The sequence below is a fragment of the Nannocystis pusilla genome, assembly GCF_026626665.1.
Classification (GTDB): Bacteria; Myxococcota_A; Polyangia; order Nannocystales; family Nannocystaceae; genus Nannocystis; species Nannocystis pusilla.
In genome coordinates, this window is record NZ_JAPNKE010000002.1 from 11,433,280 (window position 1) to 11,454,541 (window position 21,262).

Annotated in this window: 16 protein-coding genes and 2 pseudogenes; 9 read left to right on the forward strand and 9 right to left on the reverse strand. The window is 71.3% G+C overall.

Annotation, left to right across the window (positions count from 1 at the left end; translation table 11 throughout):
* Positions 1–202 precede the first annotated feature (202 nt).
* Both OV079_RS50555 and OV079_RS50560 read left to right on the forward strand, forming a co-directional pair.
* Entirely contained in the window at positions 203–889 is a 687-nt protein-coding gene (locus OV079_RS50555) for a hypothetical protein (RefSeq protein WP_267777714.1), read from the forward strand.
* A gap of 789 nt (positions 890–1,678) precedes the next feature.
* Positions 1,679–2,506 (forward strand): hypothetical protein, encoded by an 828-nt coding sequence (locus OV079_RS50560; RefSeq protein WP_267777716.1) that lies wholly within the window; start codon positions 1,679–1,681, stop codon positions 2,504–2,506.
* A gap of 233 nt (positions 2,507–2,739) precedes the next feature.
* Here OV079_RS50560 and OV079_RS60035 read toward each other — a convergent pair whose 3' ends face one another.
* The 3 genes and pseudogenes from OV079_RS60035 to OV079_RS50570 all read right to left on the reverse strand — a co-directional run bounded on the left by OV079_RS60035 (position 2,740) and on the right by OV079_RS50570 (position 5,525).
* Positions 2,740–3,510 (reverse strand): class I SAM-dependent methyltransferase, encoded by a 771-nt coding sequence (locus OV079_RS60035; protein WP_420829607.1) that lies wholly within the window; start codon positions 3,508–3,510, stop codon positions 2,740–2,742.
* 96 nt (positions 3,511–3,606) lie between these two features.
* Positions 3,607–4,203: pseudogene (locus OV079_RS60040) on the reverse strand (alpha/beta fold hydrolase); the annotation flags it as partial.
* Between the two features lie 137 nt (positions 4,204–4,340).
* Positions 4,341–5,525: an alpha/beta fold hydrolase gene (locus tag OV079_RS50570; protein ID WP_267777719.1), complete on the reverse strand. Its 1,185-nt coding sequence runs from the start codon at positions 5,523–5,525 to the stop codon at positions 4,341–4,343.
* A 110-nt stretch (positions 5,526–5,635) separates the two neighbouring features.
* Here OV079_RS50570 and OV079_RS50575 point away from each other — a divergent pair, with 110 nt between their 5' ends.
* Positions 5,636–6,403, forward strand: coding sequence for a helix-turn-helix domain-containing protein (locus OV079_RS50575; protein ID WP_267777720.1), 768 nt, complete (start codon positions 5,636–5,638; stop codon positions 6,401–6,403).
* 48 nt (positions 6,404–6,451) lie between these two features.
* Here OV079_RS50575 and OV079_RS50580 read toward each other — a convergent pair whose 3' ends face one another.
* Positions 6,452–7,735: an amidohydrolase family protein gene (locus OV079_RS50580; protein WP_267777722.1), complete on the reverse strand. Its 1,284-nt coding sequence runs from the start codon at positions 7,733–7,735 to the stop codon at positions 6,452–6,454.
* A 474-nt stretch (positions 7,736–8,209) separates the two neighbouring features.
* On the opposite strand from OV079_RS50580, the gene OV079_RS50585 reads away from it, so the two are divergent.
* On the forward strand, positions 8,210–9,457 hold the full coding sequence (locus OV079_RS50585) for an adenylate/guanylate cyclase domain-containing protein (RefSeq protein ID WP_267777724.1): 1,248 nt from the start codon (positions 8,210–8,212) through the stop codon (positions 9,455–9,457).
* 104 nt (positions 9,458–9,561) lie between these two features.
* Here OV079_RS50585 and OV079_RS50590 read toward each other — a convergent pair whose 3' ends face one another.
* Positions 9,562–10,155, reverse strand: a complete 594-nt coding sequence (locus OV079_RS50590) for a hypothetical protein (protein WP_267777725.1) — start codon at positions 10,153–10,155, stop codon at positions 9,562–9,564.
* 324 nt (positions 10,156–10,479) lie between these two features.
* Here OV079_RS50590 and OV079_RS50595 point away from each other — a divergent pair, with 324 nt between their 5' ends.
* A complete protein-coding gene (locus tag OV079_RS50595; protein ID WP_267777726.1) occupies positions 10,480–11,121 on the forward strand; it encodes a hypothetical protein in 642 nt (213 codons plus the stop codon).
* A 234-nt stretch (positions 11,122–11,355) separates the two neighbouring features.
* Here OV079_RS50595 and OV079_RS50600 read toward each other — a convergent pair whose 3' ends face one another.
* Positions 11,356–12,150 (reverse strand): sterol desaturase family protein, encoded by a 795-nt coding sequence (locus tag OV079_RS50600; protein WP_267777727.1) that lies wholly within the window; start codon positions 12,148–12,150, stop codon positions 11,356–11,358.
* A 4-nt stretch (positions 12,151–12,154) separates the two neighbouring features.
* Positions 12,155–12,682, reverse strand: coding sequence for a PASTA domain-containing protein (locus OV079_RS50605; protein ID WP_267777728.1), 528 nt, complete (start codon positions 12,680–12,682; stop codon positions 12,155–12,157).
* Positions 12,683–12,818: 136 nt separating this feature from the next.
* On the opposite strand from OV079_RS50605, the pseudogene OV079_RS60045 reads away from it, so the two are divergent.
* Both OV079_RS60045 and OV079_RS60050 read left to right on the forward strand, forming a co-directional pair.
* Positions 12,819–13,454, forward strand: a pseudogene (locus tag OV079_RS60045) (NAD(P)-dependent oxidoreductase); the annotation flags it as partial.
* Positions 13,455–13,639: 185 nt separating this feature from the next.
* Positions 13,640–13,864 (forward strand): imine reductase family protein, encoded by a 225-nt coding sequence (locus OV079_RS60050; protein ID WP_420829608.1) that lies wholly within the window; start codon positions 13,640–13,642, stop codon positions 13,862–13,864.
* A gap of 30 nt (positions 13,865–13,894) precedes the next feature.
* Here the strand turns inward: OV079_RS60050 and OV079_RS50615 are convergent, their stop codons facing one another.
* Both OV079_RS50615 and OV079_RS50620 read right to left on the reverse strand, forming a co-directional pair.
* A complete protein-coding gene (locus OV079_RS50615; protein ID WP_267777731.1) occupies positions 13,895–14,671 on the reverse strand; it encodes an SMI1/KNR4 family protein in 777 nt (258 codons plus the stop codon).
* A gap of 111 nt (positions 14,672–14,782) precedes the next feature.
* Positions 14,783–15,673, reverse strand: coding sequence for an FHA domain-containing protein (locus OV079_RS50620; RefSeq protein ID WP_267777732.1), 891 nt, complete (start codon positions 15,671–15,673; stop codon positions 14,783–14,785).
* 228 nt (positions 15,674–15,901) lie between these two features.
* On the opposite strand from OV079_RS50620, the gene OV079_RS50625 reads away from it, so the two are divergent.
* The gene (locus tag OV079_RS50625) at positions 15,902–17,062 is read left to right on the forward strand and encodes a hypothetical protein (protein WP_267777733.1); all 1,161 of its coding nucleotides are present in this window, start codon (positions 15,902–15,904) and stop codon (positions 17,060–17,062) included.
* A gap of 608 nt (positions 17,063–17,670) precedes the next feature.
* Entirely contained in the window at positions 17,671–21,258 is a 3,588-nt protein-coding gene (locus OV079_RS50630) for an ADYC domain-containing protein (protein ID WP_267777735.1), read from the forward strand.
* Positions 21,259–21,262 lie beyond the last annotated feature (4 nt).

Here is a 21,262-nt window from a genome sequence, read left to right on the forward strand (position 1 = left end):
CTACGAAGCGCGGAGTGTCGCCCGGGATGTCGACGCGCACCGGAGCGCCGCGCCCCTGAAGGGGGTGCGGCTTCTTCACCCGGCGTGAGTGCGCGAGTGCGAGCGAGCGGCGGCGCGGGCGGCGGGGTAGAATGGAGCCGTGCCGGCGACAAGGCTTGAGCAGGCCGAACAGCGACTCGCGCAAACCGAGGCCGTGCGGACCATGGTCGTCAAGTTGCGTGCGTTGCTCGAGGGGCGGATGACCCGCGCGGAGGTGAAGGCCTGGACCCGCGAGGTATGGCCGCCCGGTAGCGGCCAAGGCAGCCCGTTCACATCGCCGGATGCAAACTGCGTGTTCGACTCGATCTTGAATCTCGAGGAGCGGTGGGGCGATCACGAATTGGTGCGAGAGGTCGATTTGCGCGCCTATCTGCGCTGGCTCGGCGAAGGCGAGGCATTCCTCGCCGATGACGAGGCGCTGGTGGTGCTCGAGCGTGACCTCGAGGATTTCGCGGCGCAGACCGGGACCGAAGCGATCCGGTGGTGGCTCGACGGGATCGGCTGGTGTGCGGCGGTCCGCTTCTGCGCGCCGGCCCGCGGGCGACCGTTCGTGGCGCGCGGGCAGTTCGAGCGGCCGAAATGGCTGGGTATTTGCACGCTGCGCGGCGACGACTTGCATGATGCGATCGTGGATCTGTTCGAGGCGCTGGCGATCGATGATGAAGATTGCTGGCTCATCCATCCGCAGGTCAACCTGACGCGATTGCCCGTCTGGGCGCTGTGGCGCGAGGACGATAATTGCAACCGCTTCGAGGTCGCTCGGTTTCGCAGCTACGCGAAGGCGCGTGAGCAGGAGCGGATGTTCACGGCGCTCGGCCACAAGCAGGTCTACTGGGTCGATCCGGCCTGAGGCCAACGTGATGTTGACGGACCGCGTCCTGACCTGCGGCTGGCCCTCCGCTGGACAGTCGGGAGGCGAGCGACGAGCGTGGCTGCGCGGAAGGGGTTGAGATTGAGGCGCCGCTGGGTGTCCTCCTTCTCGAGGGTCTTCAGCCAGAAGGCCGGGGCGAGCTCGAGGACCCGGCTCTTGGGCCAGGACGGCGTGGTTGCCTGCAATCCTTCTCGCGACGTGGCATACATCTTCGTCGCCGGTGATGGAAGCGATGCATACGACTTCGCGTCTTCCATCCATGCAGCATTCTGACGGGCTCAGCGGCGCCGGCACCCGCCGGATGGCACGCGGTACACGTCGGTACTCAGCCGTCGTCGCCTCCGCGAGGTCGTCCAGAGAGCCGGCGGCTGTATCTCCGTGCCGAGCCTCAAAAACCGCCGCAGACTCCGCGAGTTCGGCGAGCCGCCAGGCGATGCCCTGCTCGCTGCCAATCGCCTTTCTGGGGACCAGATGTCTTCCCTGGCCAAGCTCCTCAAGCGAGGCAAACGCGCTAAACTGCGTGATGATTCTCGGTTCCGCTCCGGACTCAGTCTTCATGAGACTCCTCGGCCACATACACCCCCTCATGTCAAGCTCGAAGCGTCGAACGTCGAGCGCCGCCCAGCTCGGCCGCACCTCGGCATGGGCGCGCTGGTACTTGGCGGCGTCGGTCTTGCTCGACGCTGCGGGGCGGCGCGCGAGGTCAGAGCGTTCGCAGGCGGCGCGCCTCTGCTTGCCGCCAAGGACTGCCGCGCCGATACTGCGGCGATGCTCCGCCACGTCGTCGGTCTGCTGCAGCTCGCTGTCGCCTGCACTCCGACCGCGAGGCGCGAGCCCGAGGCCGTGCCCACGCCCGCCGCCGAGTCCGCGCCCGTCGTCCCCGATGCTCCGCCGAGCACGGCAGCCTCGCGGCGCGAGCCCGAGGCCGTGCCCGCGCCTGCCGTCGAGCTCGCGCCCGTGGACCCCGAAGCCTCGACGATCACGGCGACGCTGCTGGGGCACAGCATGGGCAAGCCCCCGCTGCGCTTCTACAACGTCCGCCTGACCCTCGTGAACCGTCGCGGGCACGCCGTCTGGTTGGTCTTCCCTGACCACGCCGAAGACGCGCTCCCGGCCGCCCCCGTGTTCGTGTCCAACTCGGCGCCTTATCTCCCGTTCGGCGGAAAGGCCTACGACGGTGCGGGAGGTCGAGTCGTCGAAGTCACGATGTACGGTGCACCCGGCTTCCTCGCCTTCCATCTTCCGCCGCACGGCCGGGTCGTGTTCGATGATTATTCGTTCGACGCCTCGGAGTCCGTCGACGGCATCGACGCGTGGGAGGTCGCGACGCTGAAGGTCGACGACAAGCTCCCGCTCGAGCGCTGGCTGCCGTACGAGGCGCTGTCCGCCCCCGAGGTGCGCATCGCGGCGGATACCGAATGGATCAACCTCGACTCGAGCAGGAGCGCGAGCATGTCGCATCGCGCCACGAACCCATCGGCAAGGTCACCGCCGAGGTGCTCCAGCGCTTGCGGATCGAGTTCCGCGACGAGAAGTCCCCCTAGATCGGCCGCGGAAGCGCGTCCGCGTGACTCCGCGACGCGATCTGTGGATTGACCGAGCTTCGGCGACCCAGCGACCTACGATCTGTCCGCCGGCCACGACATCGATTCGTGGCTGCTCGAGCGCTACAGGCAATAGCGCCCGCCCATGCGCATGGTCGCGGCGCGACGGCGAGGGCGGCCGGAAACCTCGCCTCGCTCGTCGAGCGCCGCACCTGCGACGTTCTCATCGCGGTCACCATCCGAGGCGAAGGCGCTCGAGGCTGTCGCAAAGGTCGGCTGACGCCTTTACGGCGCCGCGCGGCGGGCCGTGACGATCCAGGCGCGCGAGTCCAGGAGGACCCCCTCGCCGGTCTGGTGCGCGGCGAGGGTCGCACGCAACCTGCCCACTGCGCGCTGCGCCGCCGCCGATTCCATTCGCAGGAGCATCTCCCGCGTCGAAATGAAGTCGCGCACGAGCTCGACCGCCGCGGACGCGTCGGGGCCGTAATCGACCGACTCGCGCACCTCGGCGAAGGCGATGTCGATAAAGCCAGCGGCGGCGAGGAGAGACTCGACCGCGGGCGGATCGGCGAGCGAGAACGGATCCAGCAGCCCTGGCGACGGGCTGGTGCCCAGCGCCTCCTGGATCGCGGTGGCCCACTCGTTTCGCTCGCGGCTCTGCCACACCATCATGACCAGGCGCCCGCCCGGGCGCGTCGCGCGGGCGATGTTCTTGAACGCGGCCAGCGGGTCGGCGAAGAACATGGTGCCGAACCGACTGAGGACGACGTCGAAGCTGGCCGGCGGGAACGCATGGACCTGAGCATCGCCACGCTCGTAGGTCGCGTTCTGCACCCCCTCCTCCGCGGTGCGTCGGCGCGCGAGCGCCAGCAGCTCCGCGGAGATATCGACACCGAGCACGCTCCCGGACGCCGCCGCCCGGGCTGCGTCGCGCGTGGACTGCCCGCCGCCGCAACCGATGTCGAGCGCGCGATCACCCGGGCGCACCCCGGCCGCCGCGCGCAGCCGCTCGTTGTGACGGCGCAGCTCGGCGTCGTAATGGTCGATGAGCCGCAGCCGCGGCCGACGCCGACGCCCGGCCTGCTCGAGCAGGCTCGCGAGCTCGACGGGGCGGCTCAGCGCCACACAGTGGCCGGCAGCGATCTCGTCGGGCACGACGCCGAGGCGACCGGCCACCACGCGGCGCAAGAAGGCGGGCGGGAAGAAGCGATCGTCGGCGCACAGGACGAAGCGGGTCGGCACCTCCGGCAATGCGTCGAGCGGCCACGGCGACGCCATCGCGGCCTTCGCAGGGTGCGCGCGCTCCTTGCTCATCGCCAGGGTCGCCAGCTCGCGCGGCACGTCGTGGTAGAAGCAGACGTACGGGTCGTCGCTGCCGGTCACCCCGCCGTCGCGCGCGGCCTGCTCCTCGACCGCCTGCCGGTATCTCGTGTTCTGCCACCAATCGCGCGGCGCCTCGCCCGGAGCGGGCACCATCCCGCTGACGAACACCAGGGCATCGACGGGGAGCCGGGCAGCGACCAGCGGGGCCGTGAACCCGCCGAACGACTGGCCCACGACGACCAGGTCCCTGCGGTCGCCGACGGCGGCGACCACCGCGTCGGCGTAGTCCTCGAGCTCGAGCGAGTCGTCGTCGCCAGGGAGGTCGGGGGCCACCACGTCGTGCCCGCGCGCCCGCAGCTCGGCCTCGACCAGGTGCCAGTACCAGCCGACGTCGCCGGCGCCGTGGATCAGGACGAAGGTGCTCATGCGATGCCCTCGGTGGAGGGTAGCCCGTTTTTTAGCGCCCTGGCGATGACCGTGAGCCCGAGCCGCGGGTCTTCCGCGGGACGAGTCCAGGAGGTGCAGCCGCGTACCGGCGATCGCCTGCAGAGCTGCCCTGCGGCTCACTCGCGGATGAACGCGAGCAGATCGCGATTGACGCGATCCATGTGGGTGATGAAGAGCCCGTGCGGTGCCCCTTCGTAGACCTCGAGGCGCGCGCCGGCGATGCCGGCCGCCGTGCGACGGCCGAGCGCGAGCGGGGTGGACACGTCGCGGTCGCCGTGGAGGATCAGCGTCGGGCGATCGATCGCCGGGAGGTCGGGGCGCAGGTCGGAGAACACCACCGCGCGCTGCGTGGCGATCGCCACGTCGACGGGCGTGCTCAGCAGCTCGGACATCAGCCATGCACGCATCGCCGCCGACGTCTCGGGGACGAAGAACGGCGCCTCGTTCTCGGCGGCCCAGCGCGGGAAGTCGCGCGCCCAGCCCGCAAACACCGCCTCGAACACGGCGTCGGGGATCCCCTCGAGGTTGTCGGGAAGCTGGCGCAGCACCGGCGTCAGCGGCCCGAGCAGGGCGATCCGGGCGACGCGCGACGAGCCGTGACGGGCGACGTAGCGCAGGATCTCCGCGCAGCCGAGCGAGTGACCGACCAACGTCACTCCGCGCAGGTCGAGGTGCGCGAGCACGGCCGCGAGGTCGTCGGCCAGCGTGTCGAGCTCGTAGCCCGCGGTCGCCGGGCTCGAGCGCCCGTGGCCGCGGCGATCGAAGCTGACGCAGCGCAGGCCGGCCGCGCGCAGGGCAAGCACCTGGTACTGCCACATCGAGCTCGACAGCCCCCAGCTGTGCACGAACACGACCGCCGGGCCGTCGCCGCCGCTGTCACGATAGAACAGGGTCTCGCCGTCGGGCAGCGTCACGTTGTGGCCGCGCGGTCGGGGCGGCAGCGCGTCGAGGAAGCCGGTGACGCTGGCGAACCGGCCGTCGGGCGCGACCGTCGCGAAGTCGGTGCCGCCGGCGATGGCCTGACCACCCGCGGGCGCGAGCGACCACGCGAAGCGTAGGTTGTCGCCGTGGCGGTCGGCGGCGCCGCGCGGCGCGAACGCGAAGCCGGGGAACTTCGCCTGGATCGCGCCGATCATCGCGTCGATGCCGGCGTGCCCCTCGCTCGCCGCGAGTGGATCGACGTAGCGCGCGTCGGCGGTGAAGGTCGCGGCGATCAGCGCGGCGCGGCGAGCGTCGTCGCGCTCGTTCCAGGCGGCGAGGTAGCGGTCGACGAGGTGCTGGGGCTCGGTGGTCGTGGTCATGCATCGAGGTTGGGCCCGCGCCGCCGTCGGGTCGATTACCTGCGGGGTAACGATCGGATTACCCGCGAGGTAATGGAGCGCCGGTGCGGGACGGTTACACTCGCTGGCGCATGCAGAGTCCAACCCGGCCGATCGGCACCCTCTTGCGGCAGTGGCGCGAGCAACGGCACATGAGCCAGCTGGCGCTCGCCGCCACGGCCAACATCTCGACCAAGCACGTCAGCTTCCTCGAGTCCGGCCGCGCCACGCCGAGCCGTGACATGGTGCTCAAGCTCGCCGACGTCCTGTCGATCCCGCTGCGCGCTCGCAACGCGCTGCTGCTGGCTGCCGGGCACGCGCCGATGTACTCGCAGCACCCGCTCGACGCGCCCGAGCTGGCGAGCGCGCGCCGGGCGATCGATCTGCTGCTCGCGGGTCACGAGCCGTACCCGGCGATAGCGATCGATCGCCACTGGAACCTCGTCGCGGCCAACCGAGCGTTCGCGCCGCTCGTCAGCGACCTGCCGGCGCGCCTGCGCGAGCCGCCGATGAACGTGCTGCGCGCGAGCCTGGCGCCCGACGGGCTGTGGCCGCGGATCGTCAACGCCGCGGAGTGGCGCGCCCACGTCCTGCAGCGCCTGCAGCAGCAGATCGACGCGAGCGCCGATCCGGTGCTCGTCGCGCTACACGCCGAGCTCGGCGGCGGTCGGGCGGTCGCCGCTCACGGGACCGACCTGGTGGCGACGCTGCGTCTGCGCGTCGGCGACGTCGTGCTGTCGTTCCTCAGCACGACGACGATCTTCGGCAGTCCCGTCGACGTCACGCTGTCGGAGCTGGCGATCGAGTCGTTCTTTCCCGCCGACCCCGCGACCGCGGAGGCGCTGCGTCACGGTGGATAGGGCATGAAAGACAGGCCCATGACCTCTCACTCGCCCATGGGCCCGCGTTCACGGCAGCGCGCGCTCGACCTCGACGCCGAGCTTCCAGATCTTCCGGATCGCGCGCGTCGCCAGGATGTCCGTGGTCGGGTCGCCGTCGACCAGCACCAGGTCGGCGCGTAGCCCGGGCGCGATGCGGCCGCGATCGCCGAAGCCGAAGGCGTCGGCCGGCGCCGAGGTCGCGGCGACCAGCGCCTGGGTCGGGGTCAGGCCCGCGTCGACGAGCAGCTCGAGGTCGCGGTGGATGCTGACGCCGTGGGTCGCAAGGTCGGTCCCGGCGAGGATCGGCACCCCGGCGTCGTGCAGCGCGAGCACGTTGTCCTGGGCGATCTGCAGGTTCTCGAGCGTCAGCACGCTCGGCGGCGCGGGAAACAGCAGGTACTCTTTCTCGAGCTCGGTGAGGTAGGGGCCGAGGTCGGGGTCCGCGATGATCGCGGCGCCGCCGTCGGTGGTGATGAACGACTCCTCGGCGCCGAGCGTGCCCACGACGAAGATCCCCTTCGCCACCGCCAGCTTGACGAATTGCGCGGTGGCGAGCTCGTCGACGAATACATGGACGAGGCCGTCGACGCCGTTGCCGACCGCCGAGAACGCCGGCGCCTGCTTGGTGATGTGCGCCATGCTCAACATGCCGCGCTTTCTCGCCTCCTTCGTCAACGCCGCGATGGTGGCGTCGCTGAGCACGGGGATCGGAGGGCCGGTCAGGGTGCCGTCCTCGAGCATGATCTTGAGGTGATTGGCGCCCTCCTTGATCCGATCCTTGACGAACTTCTTGGCCCCCTGCGGGCTGTCGACCGTCGGCGATTCGATGACGTCCGGGGTCCAGTTGTAGGGATACCCCTCGGTGACGGTCGCCGGGTGAATCGCGCTGAACACGTCGGCGCGGTCCGGCGCCCCGGTGCTCTCCTGCTCGGCCGTCATCGCCTGGATGAAGCCGAGGTCGGACCACATGTCGAATTCGGTCGTCACGCCGAATTGCGCCGCGCGCTCGAGGTCGCCGCGCTGCCACGCGTGGGCGTGGCTGTCGAGCATGCCCGGCATCAGCGTCGCGCCTGCGCCGTCGATCGTCGGCGTGCCCTGCGGGATCTTCACATTCGGCCCGACCGCCGCGATCTCGTCGTCGACGACGAGCACGGTGGCCTTGACGAGCACCTTGTCGCCGTCGAACACTCGCACGTTGGTGACGGCGAACGATTGCGAGCAGGTCGGATGCGCGGCCTCGGCGGAGCGGCTGGTCGTACCGAGGGTAAAGGCGAGGGCGAGCGATGTCATCAAGGTGTAATGTCTCGTCATGGGATTCGCTTCCGGATCGCGGCCGCGCGAGCTCCACGCGACCATTCAGGTCGATGGAGCGGTCGTCGACCGCCTCGTCGGTGGTAGCGTTCGCAGGTGGCGATCGGGAACGGGAGCCCCGCGCGTGCTATCTCACTGGTGAACACGAGCCGCTCGAGGCCGCCGCGGTGCCCTGAAGGTCATGTTCGATGCATGGCGCTCGCCGGCGCGCAGCGACGCGCGGGCGACGGGCGGACGAGCGCTGCCGGTCTCGATGGACATGTCCGATGGGACATACCTCTGGCGAAGTTTTGCCTGACTCACCCGATATCCGGCTCGTCGACGCGGAGGTCGGAGGACGAGCCGCGGGGCATTCGCGGGCCGCGACGACGGCGCGAGCTGCCCCTGCGCCGATCGCGGCGAGTCGACGATGCGCGGGCCCGCCCTCGCTTGTCTGCGACTGCTTTGTGCTGCCAAGATGGTCCGCCGGAGCCGATGACCGCCAGCTCACACGCGCGCGAGAGCCTGCTGATCGAGCTGTCGCGCAGCATCACCGAGGACACGCTCGCCGGCGTGCCCGAGCTCGCGGTCGTGCAAGGCGTGTGCGACCGGCTGGTCGCCGGCGGGGTGCCGCTGTCACGAATGATCGTCGGCGTCGACACGCTGCACCCGCTCGTCGGCGGTCGGCTGTACACCTGGCGGCGCGACGTCGGCATCGAGTGCGTCGAGATCACCCGGGAGGCGTCGCTGCCGAACGCACCGCTGTGGGTGGCGAGCCCGTTCCACCACCTGCTCGCCGGAAATGAGTCGCTGTACCGCTTCCGCTGCCCGCCGGCGGACGGCCGCTACCCGTTCGCGGTGCTCGCGGAGCTCGCGGCGACCGGGATCACCGACTACATCGCGTGCGTCCATCGGCTCGGCGACGCCGTGAAGATGGGCGAGCTCGACTGCGTGTATTCGTCGTGGGGCAGCGACGCGCCCGCCGGCTTCACCGAGGCCGACGTCGCCCTCGTCGCCGCGCTCGGCCCGTTCCTCGCCGCGGCGATGCTGTCCTGCACGGTCCGCCAGATCACCCGGACCGTGGTCGAGACCTACCTCGGCGGCGACGCCGGCGGACGCGTGCTGCGCGGGGCGATCGCTCGCGGCGTCGCGGAACGCATCCGTGCAGTCGTGTGGTTCAGCGATCTCAAGGGCTTCACGAGCATGGTCGACTCGACCGACGCCGAACTCGTCCTCCCGCTGCTCAACGACTACGCGGATCCGCAGGTGGAGGCGATCCACGCCCACGGCGGCACTGTCCTGAAGTTCATCGGCGACGGCCTGCTCGGCATGTTCCCTGTCGGCGACAGCACCGCCGAGGCCGCCAGCCGTGCGCTCGCGGCCGCCGACGCGGTGTTCACCACGCTCGCCGAGGTCAGCGCCCGTCGCGTCGCCGCGGGCCTGCCCGCGACCGGGGCCTACCTCGCGCTGCACCTCGGCGACGTGTTCTACGGCAACATCGGCGGCGCCGCTCGTCTCGACTTTACCGTCATCGGCCCGGCCGTCAACGAGGCCGCGCGGATAGGGGCGATGTGCCGCCCGCTTGCGCAGGACGTCCTGGTCTCGCAGGCGTTCGCCGACGCTCTGCCCGCGGCCCGCACGCGCCTGGTCGCGCTCGGTAGCCACCGCCTGCGCGGCGTGGCCCAAGCTCAGGCCCTCTACGCCGTCGTCCCCGCCGTATCCGTTCCGCGAACCGCGTCGTGACAGAGACGCCTACCGAGGCGTCACCTGGGCCTCGCGGTCTTGGCCGTCGGCCCGTGCCTCGCCTGGGCGGCGGGCCCGACCCCGCGTCTCCCTTCACGCGGGCCTCACCAGAACTTCCACCACGGCTTGCGCGCCGGCGGCTGTTCGGGCAGCGCCGCGGCATTTTCGACGAGCGCGAGCAGCATCGTCCCACCGCACGGGCAGAACGCGCTGAAGGCCACCGGCACCGATCCGGCGGGCGCGTCGGGGAAGCGGGTATGGGCCATGATCGTCGGCGGATCGAGCGCCTGGTCGGCGCCGCAGCGGTTGCACGGCTGGATCGACCAGCTGCTGCGCTCGCCGACGTACGCCTCCGTCACCCGTACCGGATGCGGGATCCCCGGGCTCGTCACGAACAGCAGCGTGTCGCCCTTGTGCGCCGTCGTGAGCTGCTGCGGCTCGTTGAGGAGGATCCCCTCGTACACGGGTCGCTCGACCCATCGGACCGCGTCGGCCAGCAGCGGCGGGCTGGTGCCCTCCGGCGCGATCGGGATCCGCAGTGTCTGCCGCACGCCTCGCACGGTCACCCAGCAACCCTCGGGCGCGCGTCCGCAGCGGCGCGGCTCGCCGTCATGCAAGAGAACCTGGAGGTCGTCCGGGTGGTCAGGGTGGAAACGGCCGCGGAGGGCGGGATCGTCGTGCCAGGGCGCGCTCGTCATCGGTCGCATGATACTGCGCCGCGGGCCACAGGTGGCGCCTCGAATTTCCTCAGCACGACCCCCGGGCCGGCAGCACCGCCAAGCCGGGTCCTTCGAGACGGGGCAGCGCGGAGAGGCCGGCGGCAGGGCCGCGAAAATCGTGCGACTGCGGACACGGCATGTCCTTCGGGGCAGGTCACGAACGCCCGTCGATGCTGGCGCTTTCATGCCGAGGGAATTGTTCGGGTCCGGCCGCGGCGGGCGGTTCGGGCGCCCTGGCGCTGCGATTCTCGCTTGCCGGGCACGCGGAGCGATCCACGTTCGACCCGATCGGAGGAGACGGCCATGAGTTTGATCTTTGTCGGGAACTTCGCAGGTATCTGGCACGAGCACCCTGTGACGTTCTCGATCCAACAAGTCTTCGACACCGCGTTCAACGGCGTCGGTGTCTTCACAGGCGGCCCGCACCAAGGGATTCAGTTCGGTTTCACCGGGGTGGCGACGGAGTCCGGCGGCCTCACGATCAACCGCGACGTCGGTATCGGCATCCAGACCTCGACAAGCGCGATGTTCGAGCTGGTCGGCGCCGAATGTGTGTGGCGCGGGCTGACCACGGGGCCGGGGATCGGGCCGGACGGCCTACCGTTCGAAATCCGCTTGCCGGCGTTGATCAGAACGGGATCGTTCCCGGGCGTATGGCATGACCACGACGTATCTCTCGAGTTCGCGCAGGTGTTCCCGGGCGGACAATTCAACGGCGTCGGCCTATTCACTGGCGGGCCGCACAGCGGCATCGACTTCGGCTTCTCGGGCGTCTTGAGCGGGACGGGCGGGCTTCGCATCGACCGTGACGTCGGCATCGGCATCCAGACCGCCTTCGCACCGACGCCTCAGGTCGGCGGCGGCTCGTGCGTATGGATCGGGAATACGACCGGCGTGGGCATCCCCGAGCCGGGGCTGCCGTTCAAGTTGACGGTATCGCTGTGACTGCGACGCGCGTCACGGGGCTGGCCTCATGCTCGCCCGGTGCGACAGCACGCGTGAGGTGTTCAGCACGGAGGCGCGCACAGCGTCGTGTCGGGGGTCAAGCGCGCGGCGTGGGGCGTCGACGTCGTCGCCGGGCCGGACGACGTCGACGGCCGGCCGCGAGCCGGATCCGACCGACATGGCGTTCCTCGTGTCGACGACCCATGAACGAGGTCGCCGAGGACTGAGCTTCGGTTACTTCGTTGCGATCCGGCGCGCCGCGGCCGGGCTCAGGAACGGCAGCACGAGCAGCCCGAGGAAGCTCCGCGGTGTCGGTTCGGACAGCCCCACGGGGCCCGCGGGCGCGGCGTCGTGGGTGCCGAACAGCCGATCGATCCACGGGAACAGGGTGGAGAAGTTGCGCGGCGTGCCGGCGCGCTGGTGGTGCCGATGGTGGAACGCCGGGGTGGCGAGCAGCTCGCTCGACCACTGCATCGCGCGGCTGCGCGGCAGCTCGAGATCGGCGTGCACGAACACGGTGTTGAGCCGCAGCGCGAGCAGCACCAGCGCGTGCGAGCCGAGCGGGAGGCCGAGCAGCACCAGCGGCGCGTTCTGGGCGAGGGTGACCAGCACGATCTCGAGCGGGTGCTGGCGGAACGACGCGAGCCAGTCCATGCGCTCGGAGCTGTGGTGCACGGCGTGCAGCCGCCACATCCACGGGATCGCGTGGGCGAGGCGGTGGTACGCGTAGCCGACGAGCTCGAAGAGCATGAGCCCGGCGCCGACCTCGAGCGCGGTGCGAGCGGTGCGGCTGCCGACGCCGGCGAACAGCGGACTCGCGAGCGAGAGGCCGTCCAGACCCGCGAGCGCGCCGCCGACCAGCGTGGCGACGCCGAGATGGACGAGCAGACCGCCGAAGGTGGCGAAGCCGAGGTCGACGAGGTAGCCAGGGCGGGGGTCGCGGTGACGGCCGAACAGGTGCTCGAGCGGCGCGAAGGCGAGACCCGCCAGCGCCGTGAACACGAGCACCCGTACGATCGCGTCGCCCATCGACTCAGTACCCCGACGCGTAGCGGAGCCGCATGCGCGCCTTCACCTTCACCGTCGAGCCGGGCTCGACCTCGGCGCCGGCGTCGACCTTCTGCTTGCGCACCTCGTACTCGTTCCAGTACGCGCGCTCGATCTTCTCGCCGTACTCGTCGCGCACCGCGAGCTTGAGGCCGACCGCGGCGAGCTGCTTCCTGGCCTTGTGCAGGCTCAGGCCCTCGATGGACGGCACGAGCACGAGCGCGGGGGCGGGCGGGGCGACGGGCAACGCCGCGGCGTCGGCCTCGGCGACGGTCGCCATGGCGAGGCGTGTGTCGGTCGGAGTTGGGGCCGGGATCGAGGACTCGGCCGGTGGCTGAGGCGAGATGGACTCGATCGCCTCGTCCGCCTCGGCCTCGAAGTAAACGGCCGACTCGGCCTCTGCTCGGGCGGGCAGACCCTCGAAGTAGATCAACCCTGCCAGCGCCGCTCCGCTCAGGCCCAGAGCCAGAGCGCGGCGGCGGCCCCCATGGATGTGCTCGTTCGTGCGGCCCATGTGACTCTGGGCTGCCAACGCGTCATCGGGTCGGCCGATTTCCGGGTCGACGAGGAATTCGAGCGCGGCCCCGGGGGCCCTCGGCCTCTCAGGGCGCCTCCTGGATTTCTCCTCACGCGGCCGCCACCTGGACGAGGTGACCCCTTCGAAGCGCCGGAGCGCCGCGCTACCCTTCGCGGGTGGCGCGACGACGTCGACCTGGGGCCGCGGGCCGAGGATTCGCAGCAGGGCCGCGAAAGAGGTCACGGCGCGCGCGCTCGTATACTCGCAGGCACCGAAGGAAGAGAGAGAATCACGCATGACGCACAAAGTGACCGTCTCCATCGTCGGCTTGGGTCAGATGGGCGCCGCGCTGGCGCGCGCCTACATCGACGCCGGTCATCCAGTCACCGTATGGAACCGGACTCCCGGCAAAGCGGAGCCGTTTCACGGCCAGGCGAACGTGGCCGCGACGCCCGAGCAGGCGTGCGGCGCGAGCGACCTGACGATCGTCTCGCTGTCCGACTACGAGGCGAGCGACCAGGTCCTCCGTACGCCGCTCGTGGCCGCGGCCGCGAAGGGTCGGACGCTGGTCCAGCTGACGAGCGGCACGCCCGGCGACGCCCGCAGCGGGGCGGCGTGGGCCTCGAGCCTCGGGATCGACTACCTGGACGGTTGCATCCTGGCGTACCCCAGCTACATCGGCGGTGAGCAGACGGCGGTGTTCTACTCCGGCCCCAGGGACCTGTACGAGCGCCACCAGTCGACGCTGCGCGTCATCGGCGGGGCCACCTCCCACGTCGGCGAGCCGATCGGAGCCGCGGCAGCGCTCGACTGCGCCCTGCTGTCGAGCTATTACGGCGCCACCCTGGCGGTCCTGCAAGGGGCGGCGATCTGCGCGTCGGAGTCGTTCCCCCTCGACGCTTACTTCGAGAAGTTCCAGGCGATCATGCCGCTCATCTCGATCACCGCCGACATGTGCAAGAAGATGTTGTCCACCGGCAATTCAAGGGGACCGATTGCACGCTGGACATTCATACGAACGCCATTCGCCACATCGTGCGCCTCAGCCGGGAGAACAGCGTCGACGGGAGGCTGCCGGAGCTGGCCCTGGCCTACTTCGAACGGGCGTTGCAGCTCGGCCACGGCACCGATGAGATCGCCGCCGTGTTCAACGCGCTCCACGGCCCGGCCCGGGGCTGACCTGCGGCTGCGCCGGCTGGTTCGTCGAACCTAACCCGCCTCCTCCGGCGACAGCCCGCGGAGCTTCGCCTCCACGAGCTCGCGCGCGCGGGAGGTGTCGGCGGCGGGTGATCGTCCGGAGGACAACAGGCGCTTCATCGCCATCACCATCGCGTCGATCGTGGCGCCCTCGTCGCGCATTCGTAGGACCAGCTCGAACCGCGCGATCTCGTCGTCGAGCCAGCGCTCGTACCACGCCGCGAGCGTGTCGTCGGTCTCGACGATGCGGTCGTCATCCCAGTGCACGATGCGCCCGACGTCACCGGTACACACCACGCCGGAGTACAGCGAGCAGCCCGAGGACAGGATCGTGACGATGCCGGTCAGCCGTGACGGCGACAGGTCGGCGTACGTCGGCTCGGGCGGCTGCGCGTCGGTGCGAGCGCCGAGCGCCCGCAACGCTGCGATCCCCGGGTACGCGGTGCCTGGACGCCGGGGCTCGAGCTCCGCCGCGGCGAACAGGCCGTGGTCCGGCCCCGCGCCGCCGTCTCCGATGTTGCGATAGAACGCGCGCAGACCGGGCGGAAGCTCGACGCCGAGCTTCTTCTCGATCGCCGCGAGCTGGCCCGTGGTGGCCTTCGGTCGCACGAGGTAGCGGTGGGTCCGCGCGCCGAACGTCGTGTACCCGCGATCGAGCTCGCGCAGGATCTGGAGCTTCTCGACCGCGCGCTCCCAGTCGGTGCGATCGCCGGACCACGCGGGCCGCGGCGCCGGGGCGGGTCGCTCGACCGGCGTCACTTGCTCGAACGCGTCGGGCTCGCCGCGCACCTGCTGGATCGCGCTCGCGAGGGCACGCCCTGGGCGACCAAATCGTTGAGCTTGCGCTGGGCGGCCCGGGTGAGCCGGCGCGCGGGTGAGGCTGCCTCGTTCATGCGCGCGTCACTCCGGTGCCGCGACGAACTTGAAGACCGTGCTGCCGATCTTCAGGAGGTCGCCGGCGGCCAGGCGCGCCTCCTGGACCTGCGTGTCGTGGACGTAGGTGCCGTTGGTGCTGCCGTTGTCGAGGACCCACCAGCCGTCGTCGCGCCGCTCGAGGCGGGCGTGGCAGCGCGAGACGGAGTCGCCGCCGAGCACGATCGTGTTGTCGAGGCCGCGGCCGACGGTGACGCCCTTCGGGTTCAACACGTGGGAGCGACCGACGAGCTCGGCCTGCTGCGAATAGAGGACCACGAGGGCGTCAACGTGCTTTGGAGCGCCGGGTCCGTACGAGAACAGGCGGTCGGCCCAGTGGCCGACGGGGTCCGGTCGGCCGAGCTGTACGGTCTGGACGCCGCCGTCCGCGAGCGCCCTGGGGATGGCGATGCACTGCCCGGCGAATGCACGGACCTCGGCGTCGGCGACGGTCTCGCAGTAATAGACGCGCTCGTTGCATTGCTGGCACAGCCGGACCGAGGCGTCGTCGGCCGGCGCGAGCGTCTCCCACCGCTTGGGGCAGGCGAAGGCGAAGCGGACGCGCCGCCCGGCCTGTTTGGCGCCGTCGCTGCCGCAGTTCATGATGTCTTCGCGCAGCAGCGCGTCGGCGTAGTCGAGGCCGATCTTGCGCGCCAGCGCGACGAACCGGGCGAGCACGGCGGGGTCGTCGGCCGCGCGCGAATGGAGGGCGACCTCGAGGCGCAGCCACTCGGCGCGTTCGGGGTCCCGGTCCTCGACGAGCGCCGCGTAGGCGAGGCGATCGGCGTCGCCGAGCGTCCGGTCGAACGCCTTGTGGATGAACGGCCGCTCGTCGTCGGAGCGCAGGTATTCGGCGATGCGGCGCGGCTCCTCGGCCATGACGCGTGGATATCACGTCCGGGCGCCCGCCGCGGGTCGCCGGGTGCGAGCGCGAAAGCTCCACCGCGGCGCGGAAGGCCGATCGGGACGCCATCGCAGGTCCCGGAGCGGGGGCGGAGACGGGCACGTTCGAGCGGCGGGCCGGTCCGCGGCGCCGGGTTGCGCTACAGTGCGAAGGATGCAGCCCGGGACCTCCTGGACGCGCCCGGGGCGGAGAAGCGCATGACGGTGACGAGTGATGACCGGGGTGACTCGGACAGCACGACGGGGGAGCTCGCGCGGCTGTTCGCGGACCCGCGGGAGCAGTGGGACAACCTCGAGATCGCGGTGAACGTCGGACAGACCTACGCGGCGATCCACTGGACGGGGTTCGACGAGGACCAGTCGGCGGTGGGCTCGGGCTTCTTGCTTCGTATGGACGGCGAGAGCCCGCTCGGGGCGAGCGACACCCCGGAGATCGTCGAGCTGCTCGACGGCGGGAGCGAGCCGTTCGAGGCGACTGCGCGGCACCTGCTGACCGCGGAGGAGGCGTGCTGGCTGGTGGGACGGCTCGGCCGCGGCGAGCGGCCGAAGCGCTGGCCCGACGGACGCCCGCTCGTGTGGAGCGAGGCGATGGTCGACGACGCGCCGTGGAAGGCGGTCGGGATCGTGGAGCCGCCGTACTGGGACCGGCAGACGGAGCTGCTGTACGGGAGCGTGATCGACGACGAGAGGGACGAGGAGCCGGAATGGATCGGGCAGCGGCGGCTGCTGGTGCGGCGGACGCTGACGGCGGAGCAGGCGGAGGCGCTGCCGCAGACGGCGATCTGGCCGGTGCTGCGCCAGCTCCACGACGTCGACGACCCACTGTGGCTGGCGACGATCGCCGAACACCCGCTGCCGTGGTTGCAGTCGCTGATCGTCGTGCTCGACGCGCTGGACGGGCTCGCGGAGGCGGTGCGGGCGCTGCCGCGGCTGGTCGAGCTGGGGATCCACAGCCTGTCGCCGACGCTGCCGGCGATCGCCAGCGAGAGCCTCGAAGAGGTGCTGCTCACGGGCGTGGACGGAGGGCTGCTCGACGCGTTCCTGCGCGAGTCCCGGCTGCCGGCGCTGCGGGTGCTGGCGATCGCCAGCGACATGCTGGCGGCCCTGGTCGACTTCTCGCCGCTGGGCGAGGAGGTGGTCGTTCACGTCGAGTACGCGCCGGACGACGAGCTCGGGACGATCCGAAACGCCGCGAGCGCTCGCACGCTGGCGCTCGCGCTCGCGTCGCAGCACACGCCGGAGGCGCTCGTGGCGGCGCTCGAGTCGCGGGTGGAGGGCGACACGTGGGTATCGACGGTGTGGGACCACGCGGACGCGGCGGTCGAGCTGGCGCGCCTCCGCGGGGTCCGACTGCAGGCGCGTTGAATCGGGTTCAATGACGGTACAGTCGGACCGACGAGCGGCAGCGGATGCGCGGCCGCTCTCGCCATTCATGGTGGAGCCGGCGCTCTCGCTCGTCGTGTCGATCGAGCGCGCGCCGCGGCCGGGCCCCTCCGCGGAGAGCCACCGAGGCAGCATTCGCGTCACCGGTGAATGTGCGTACCGGGCTGGATGCCAATGAAGGATCGAAGCCTCGCGGCGACGGCCGGGGTCTGCAGGCACCGTGCGCGGCGGCGATCCGGCGCGGCTCCGCCGCGTCACGAGGTGTTACATGCGCGTCGCCGCGGCGGCGCGCTGGCAGATCTGACGACCTGCCCCGACAACGCCTCCTCCGGGCGCGTCCCCGGCGGGGACTCGCGCGACCACCTCGCGCGGCGATGTGAACGGATGTTCGAGGGCGCCGGGGCCGAGAATCCCAATGTGTCGCGCTCCGGCGAGGTGCGGACGATCGGGAGAGTCAACATTGTTCATCCGCGATAGGACAGCAAGGGATTCGTAAGAGACGGCCGACAGGGTCGTACACGCGGCCTCGCATTCGCGCTGGCCGTCGCCGAAGATCAGTGTGTATAATGATCGGACGCGGGGAGGGATCGATGCGAATCACTTCGGTGTTCGGAGCGGTGGTGGTGATGACCGCGACGGCGGCGTGCGACGAGCCGCGGGCGGGTGACGGCGCGTGCGGCTGCGACGAGGTCGAGGTCCGCAGCGCCCAGGTCAACGGGGCGCTGCTGAACGGGGGGCTGCTGAACGGGGCGCTGCTGAACGGGGCGCTGCTGAACGGGGCGCTCCTCAACGGCCCCAATGGACCTTTAGACCAGATCCAGCTGAAGCAGGTCAACGTGCAGGGCGACGGCGTGGCCGACGACGCCCGGCTCGAGGGCAGCATGCTGGTCGTCACGTCGCACCAGGGCGAGGAGCTGGCGGGCCTCGAGCTCGACGACGCCAAGCTGCACTTCGAGGTGAAAGAGGGCGGGACGACGCGCCAGAAGCTGCTCAAGATCCTCGACGTCGCGCCGCTGGCCCCCGGCTCCGACGTGTGGCTGTTCGATGTCTCGCTCAAGGTCGACTCCGGCGGCTGGGGCCCGATGTGCATCGACGGCGCCGGCGAGCCGACGCAGGCGATCCTGCTGGCGGACGTGTGGAACCCGGGCACCGGCGGTCGCATGCCGGCCACGGCCAGCAGCGTCACGTTCGCGTGCCGCGACACGGCGCTGGCGAAGTGCGTCGAATGGGGTTACAGGCCGTGGCTCGCCGATCTGCGCGAGGTCCACCAGGCCTGCACGCGGCTGGTCCGCGCCGACTACTGCGGCGACGGGGTGTCGCACACGCAGCAGGGTACGCCGATTCACGTCCTCGACCAGCTCGGCATCCAGGACGTCGATCCCGAGGTTCCATTCGTGGTCGAGGCCGAGTGGGGGCCGAACGGGGCGGTCTGCCTCAACGCGAGCAACATGCGCCTCGGGCCGCAGGCGCTGAGCTGCCGCTGCCCGCCTGCGGCGCGCCGTTCGCCTCCGGCGGGCTCCTCCAGAGCGGGAAGATCGTCGACGTCCCGTAGAGCTGCGCGGATGAGCGAGACCAGCGCAGATCCGGCCCTCATCGGCCCCTTCGGCGTGCTGCGCAAGCTCGGCGAGGGCGCCATGGGCGTCGTCTTCGAGGGCTACGACGCGCGGCTCGAGCGCAAGGTGGCGCTGAAGCTGGTCCGCCGGCAGCTGCTCAACAATCCGGCGGTGCGCGAGCGGATGACCCGCGAGGCGCAGGCGATGGCCCGCCTGTCGAGCCCGAACGTCGTGCAGGTCTATCAGGTCGGCGAGCACGACGGCGGCATCTATCTGGCCATGGAGTACGTCGAGGGCCAGACGCTGGCGACCTGGCTGCGCGCCGAGGCGCGGCCGTGGCAGCTGATCCTGCGCACGATCTGCGACGCCGGTCGCGGCCTGGCGGCCGCCCACACGGCCGGCCTCGTGCACCGCGACTTCAAGCCCGACAACGTGCTCGTCGACGATCGCGGGCGCGCCCGCGTCCTCGACTTCGGGCTGGTCCAGGCCGAGAGCGGCCCCGACGATTCGGGCCGCGCGGCCATGCCCGAGCACGAGCTCGTCGACACCGAGGAGGGCATGCGCTCGCCGCAGTCGACGCATGCGTCGCCGGGGGCATCCGCGCCCGACCGCTCGAACAACCTGCACTGGTCGGTGCGGCTGACGCAGATGGGCAACTCGCTCGGCACGCCGGCGTACATGTCGCCGGAGCAGCACTTCGGACGGGTGGCCAGCCCGCTCGCCGATCAGTTCAGCTTCAGCGTCACGCTGTACGAGGCGCTCTACGGCGCGCGGCCGTTCGCCGGCGACTCGTGGGCGGCGATCCGCGAGGCGGTCCGGCGCGGGGTGGTCCCGCCGGCGCCGCTCGAGTCGCAGGTGCCGCGGCGCGTGTTCAAGGCGCTGGCGCGCGGGCTGGAGATCGACCCCGCGAAGCGCTGGCCGAGCATGGCGGCGATGATCGAGGCGCTCGAGTACGATCCGTGGCGCGTGCGGGGACGGGCCGCGGCGACGGCCGCGCTGATCGGCGCGGCCTCGCTGGCGAGCTACGCGGTCGCGGTCAGCCGGGTCGAGGACGGCCAGCGCTGCCAGGTGGGCGGCGAGCAACTGGCGGGGGTGTGGGACCCGGCGCGCGAGGCCGCGGTGGCGCGCGCGTTCGCGGCGACGCACCTGCCCTTTGCGACAGACACGGCCGGGCGGGTCCGCGGCCGCATCGACGCCTACGCGCGCGCGTGGGTGGCCGAGCGCCAGGCCGCGTGCGAGGACCGGGCCTCCGGGGCGCAGACCGACCACCTCGCCGACCTCCGCGTCGCCTGCCTCGATCGCCGCAAGGCCCATCTGTCGGCGCTCGTCGACGTGTTCGCGGCCGCCAACAACGCGGTGGTCGAGAACGCGGTCCAGGCCGCGTCGGCGCTGCCGAGCCTCGCCACGTGCGCCGACGCCAGCGGGTTGTTGTCGTTCGTGCTGCCCGACGACCCCGCGGCGGCCGAGCGGGTGACCGCGCTGCGCGGCGACCTGGCCCGCGCCGACGTGTTCGATCGGACAGGTCGATACGAGGAGGGCCTCACGCTGGCGCGGCGCACCCGCGAGGAGGCGACGGGCCTCGGCTACGCGCCGCTCGACGCCGAGGCCGCGCTGGTCGAGGGCCGCGTGCTGATGAACCTGGTGCGCGGGGAGGAGGCCGAGGCGGCGCTGCAGCGGGCGACGCGGCTGGGGATCCGCCACGACCTGCACGCGACCGCGGCCGAGGCGGCGACGGTGCGCATGTTCGTGGTCGGCAACCACCTCGGCCGCCCGGCCGAGGCGCTGGCGACGGCGCCGTTCGCCGAGTCGCTGATCCAGCGCGCCGGCGACGACGCGGTCCTGCGCGTCCTGTTCCACAACAACGTCGGCACGAGCCACCAGTTGCGCGGCGATCTCGCGGCGGCGCGCGGCGAATACGTGCAGGCGCTCGCCCGGCTGCGGCAGCGAGGCGAGCGCGAGCCCTTCGAGGCGATCGTCCACAACAACCTCGGGCTGATGTACCTCGAGCAGGGCCAACTCGCGGCCGCGTGGACCCACTTCATCAGCTCCTCGGAATTGTTCGTGGCGATCCTCGGCGAGCACCACCCGCTGCTCGCGCACCCGATCCACGGGCTCGGCGACGTCGAGGTCCGCCGCGGTCGCCACCTCGACGCGATCCCGCACTATCTCCGCTCGCTGGCGCTGATGGAGGCGACCTACGACGCCGAACACCGCTATTTGCTGTACCCGCTGGTGGGGCTCGGCCACGCCTACGCCGGGGCCGGGAAGGTCGAACAGGCCGAACACTATTATTCGCGCGCGCTGCGGGTCGCCGAGGCGAACGGGATCCGCGACAACTTCCTCGCCGAGGCGCACGCGGGGCTCGGCGATCTCGCGGCCGGGGCCGGCTCGCCGGCGAAGGCGCGGCGGGCCTACGAGCAGGCGGCGGCCGTCTACGCGGAGGTCGGCGCGAGCGACAGCGAACCGGGCGCCCGCGCTGCCCTGCGGGCCGGCGAGCTCGCGGCCGCGCAGGGCGAGCGCGCGGCCGCGAGGCGATGGTGCGAGCAGGTGCTCGCCACGAAGTCCGAGGCGGCGGCGCTGCTGCGCGCGCAGGCGTCGCTGCTGCTGCGGCGCAACGGCATCTGACGGC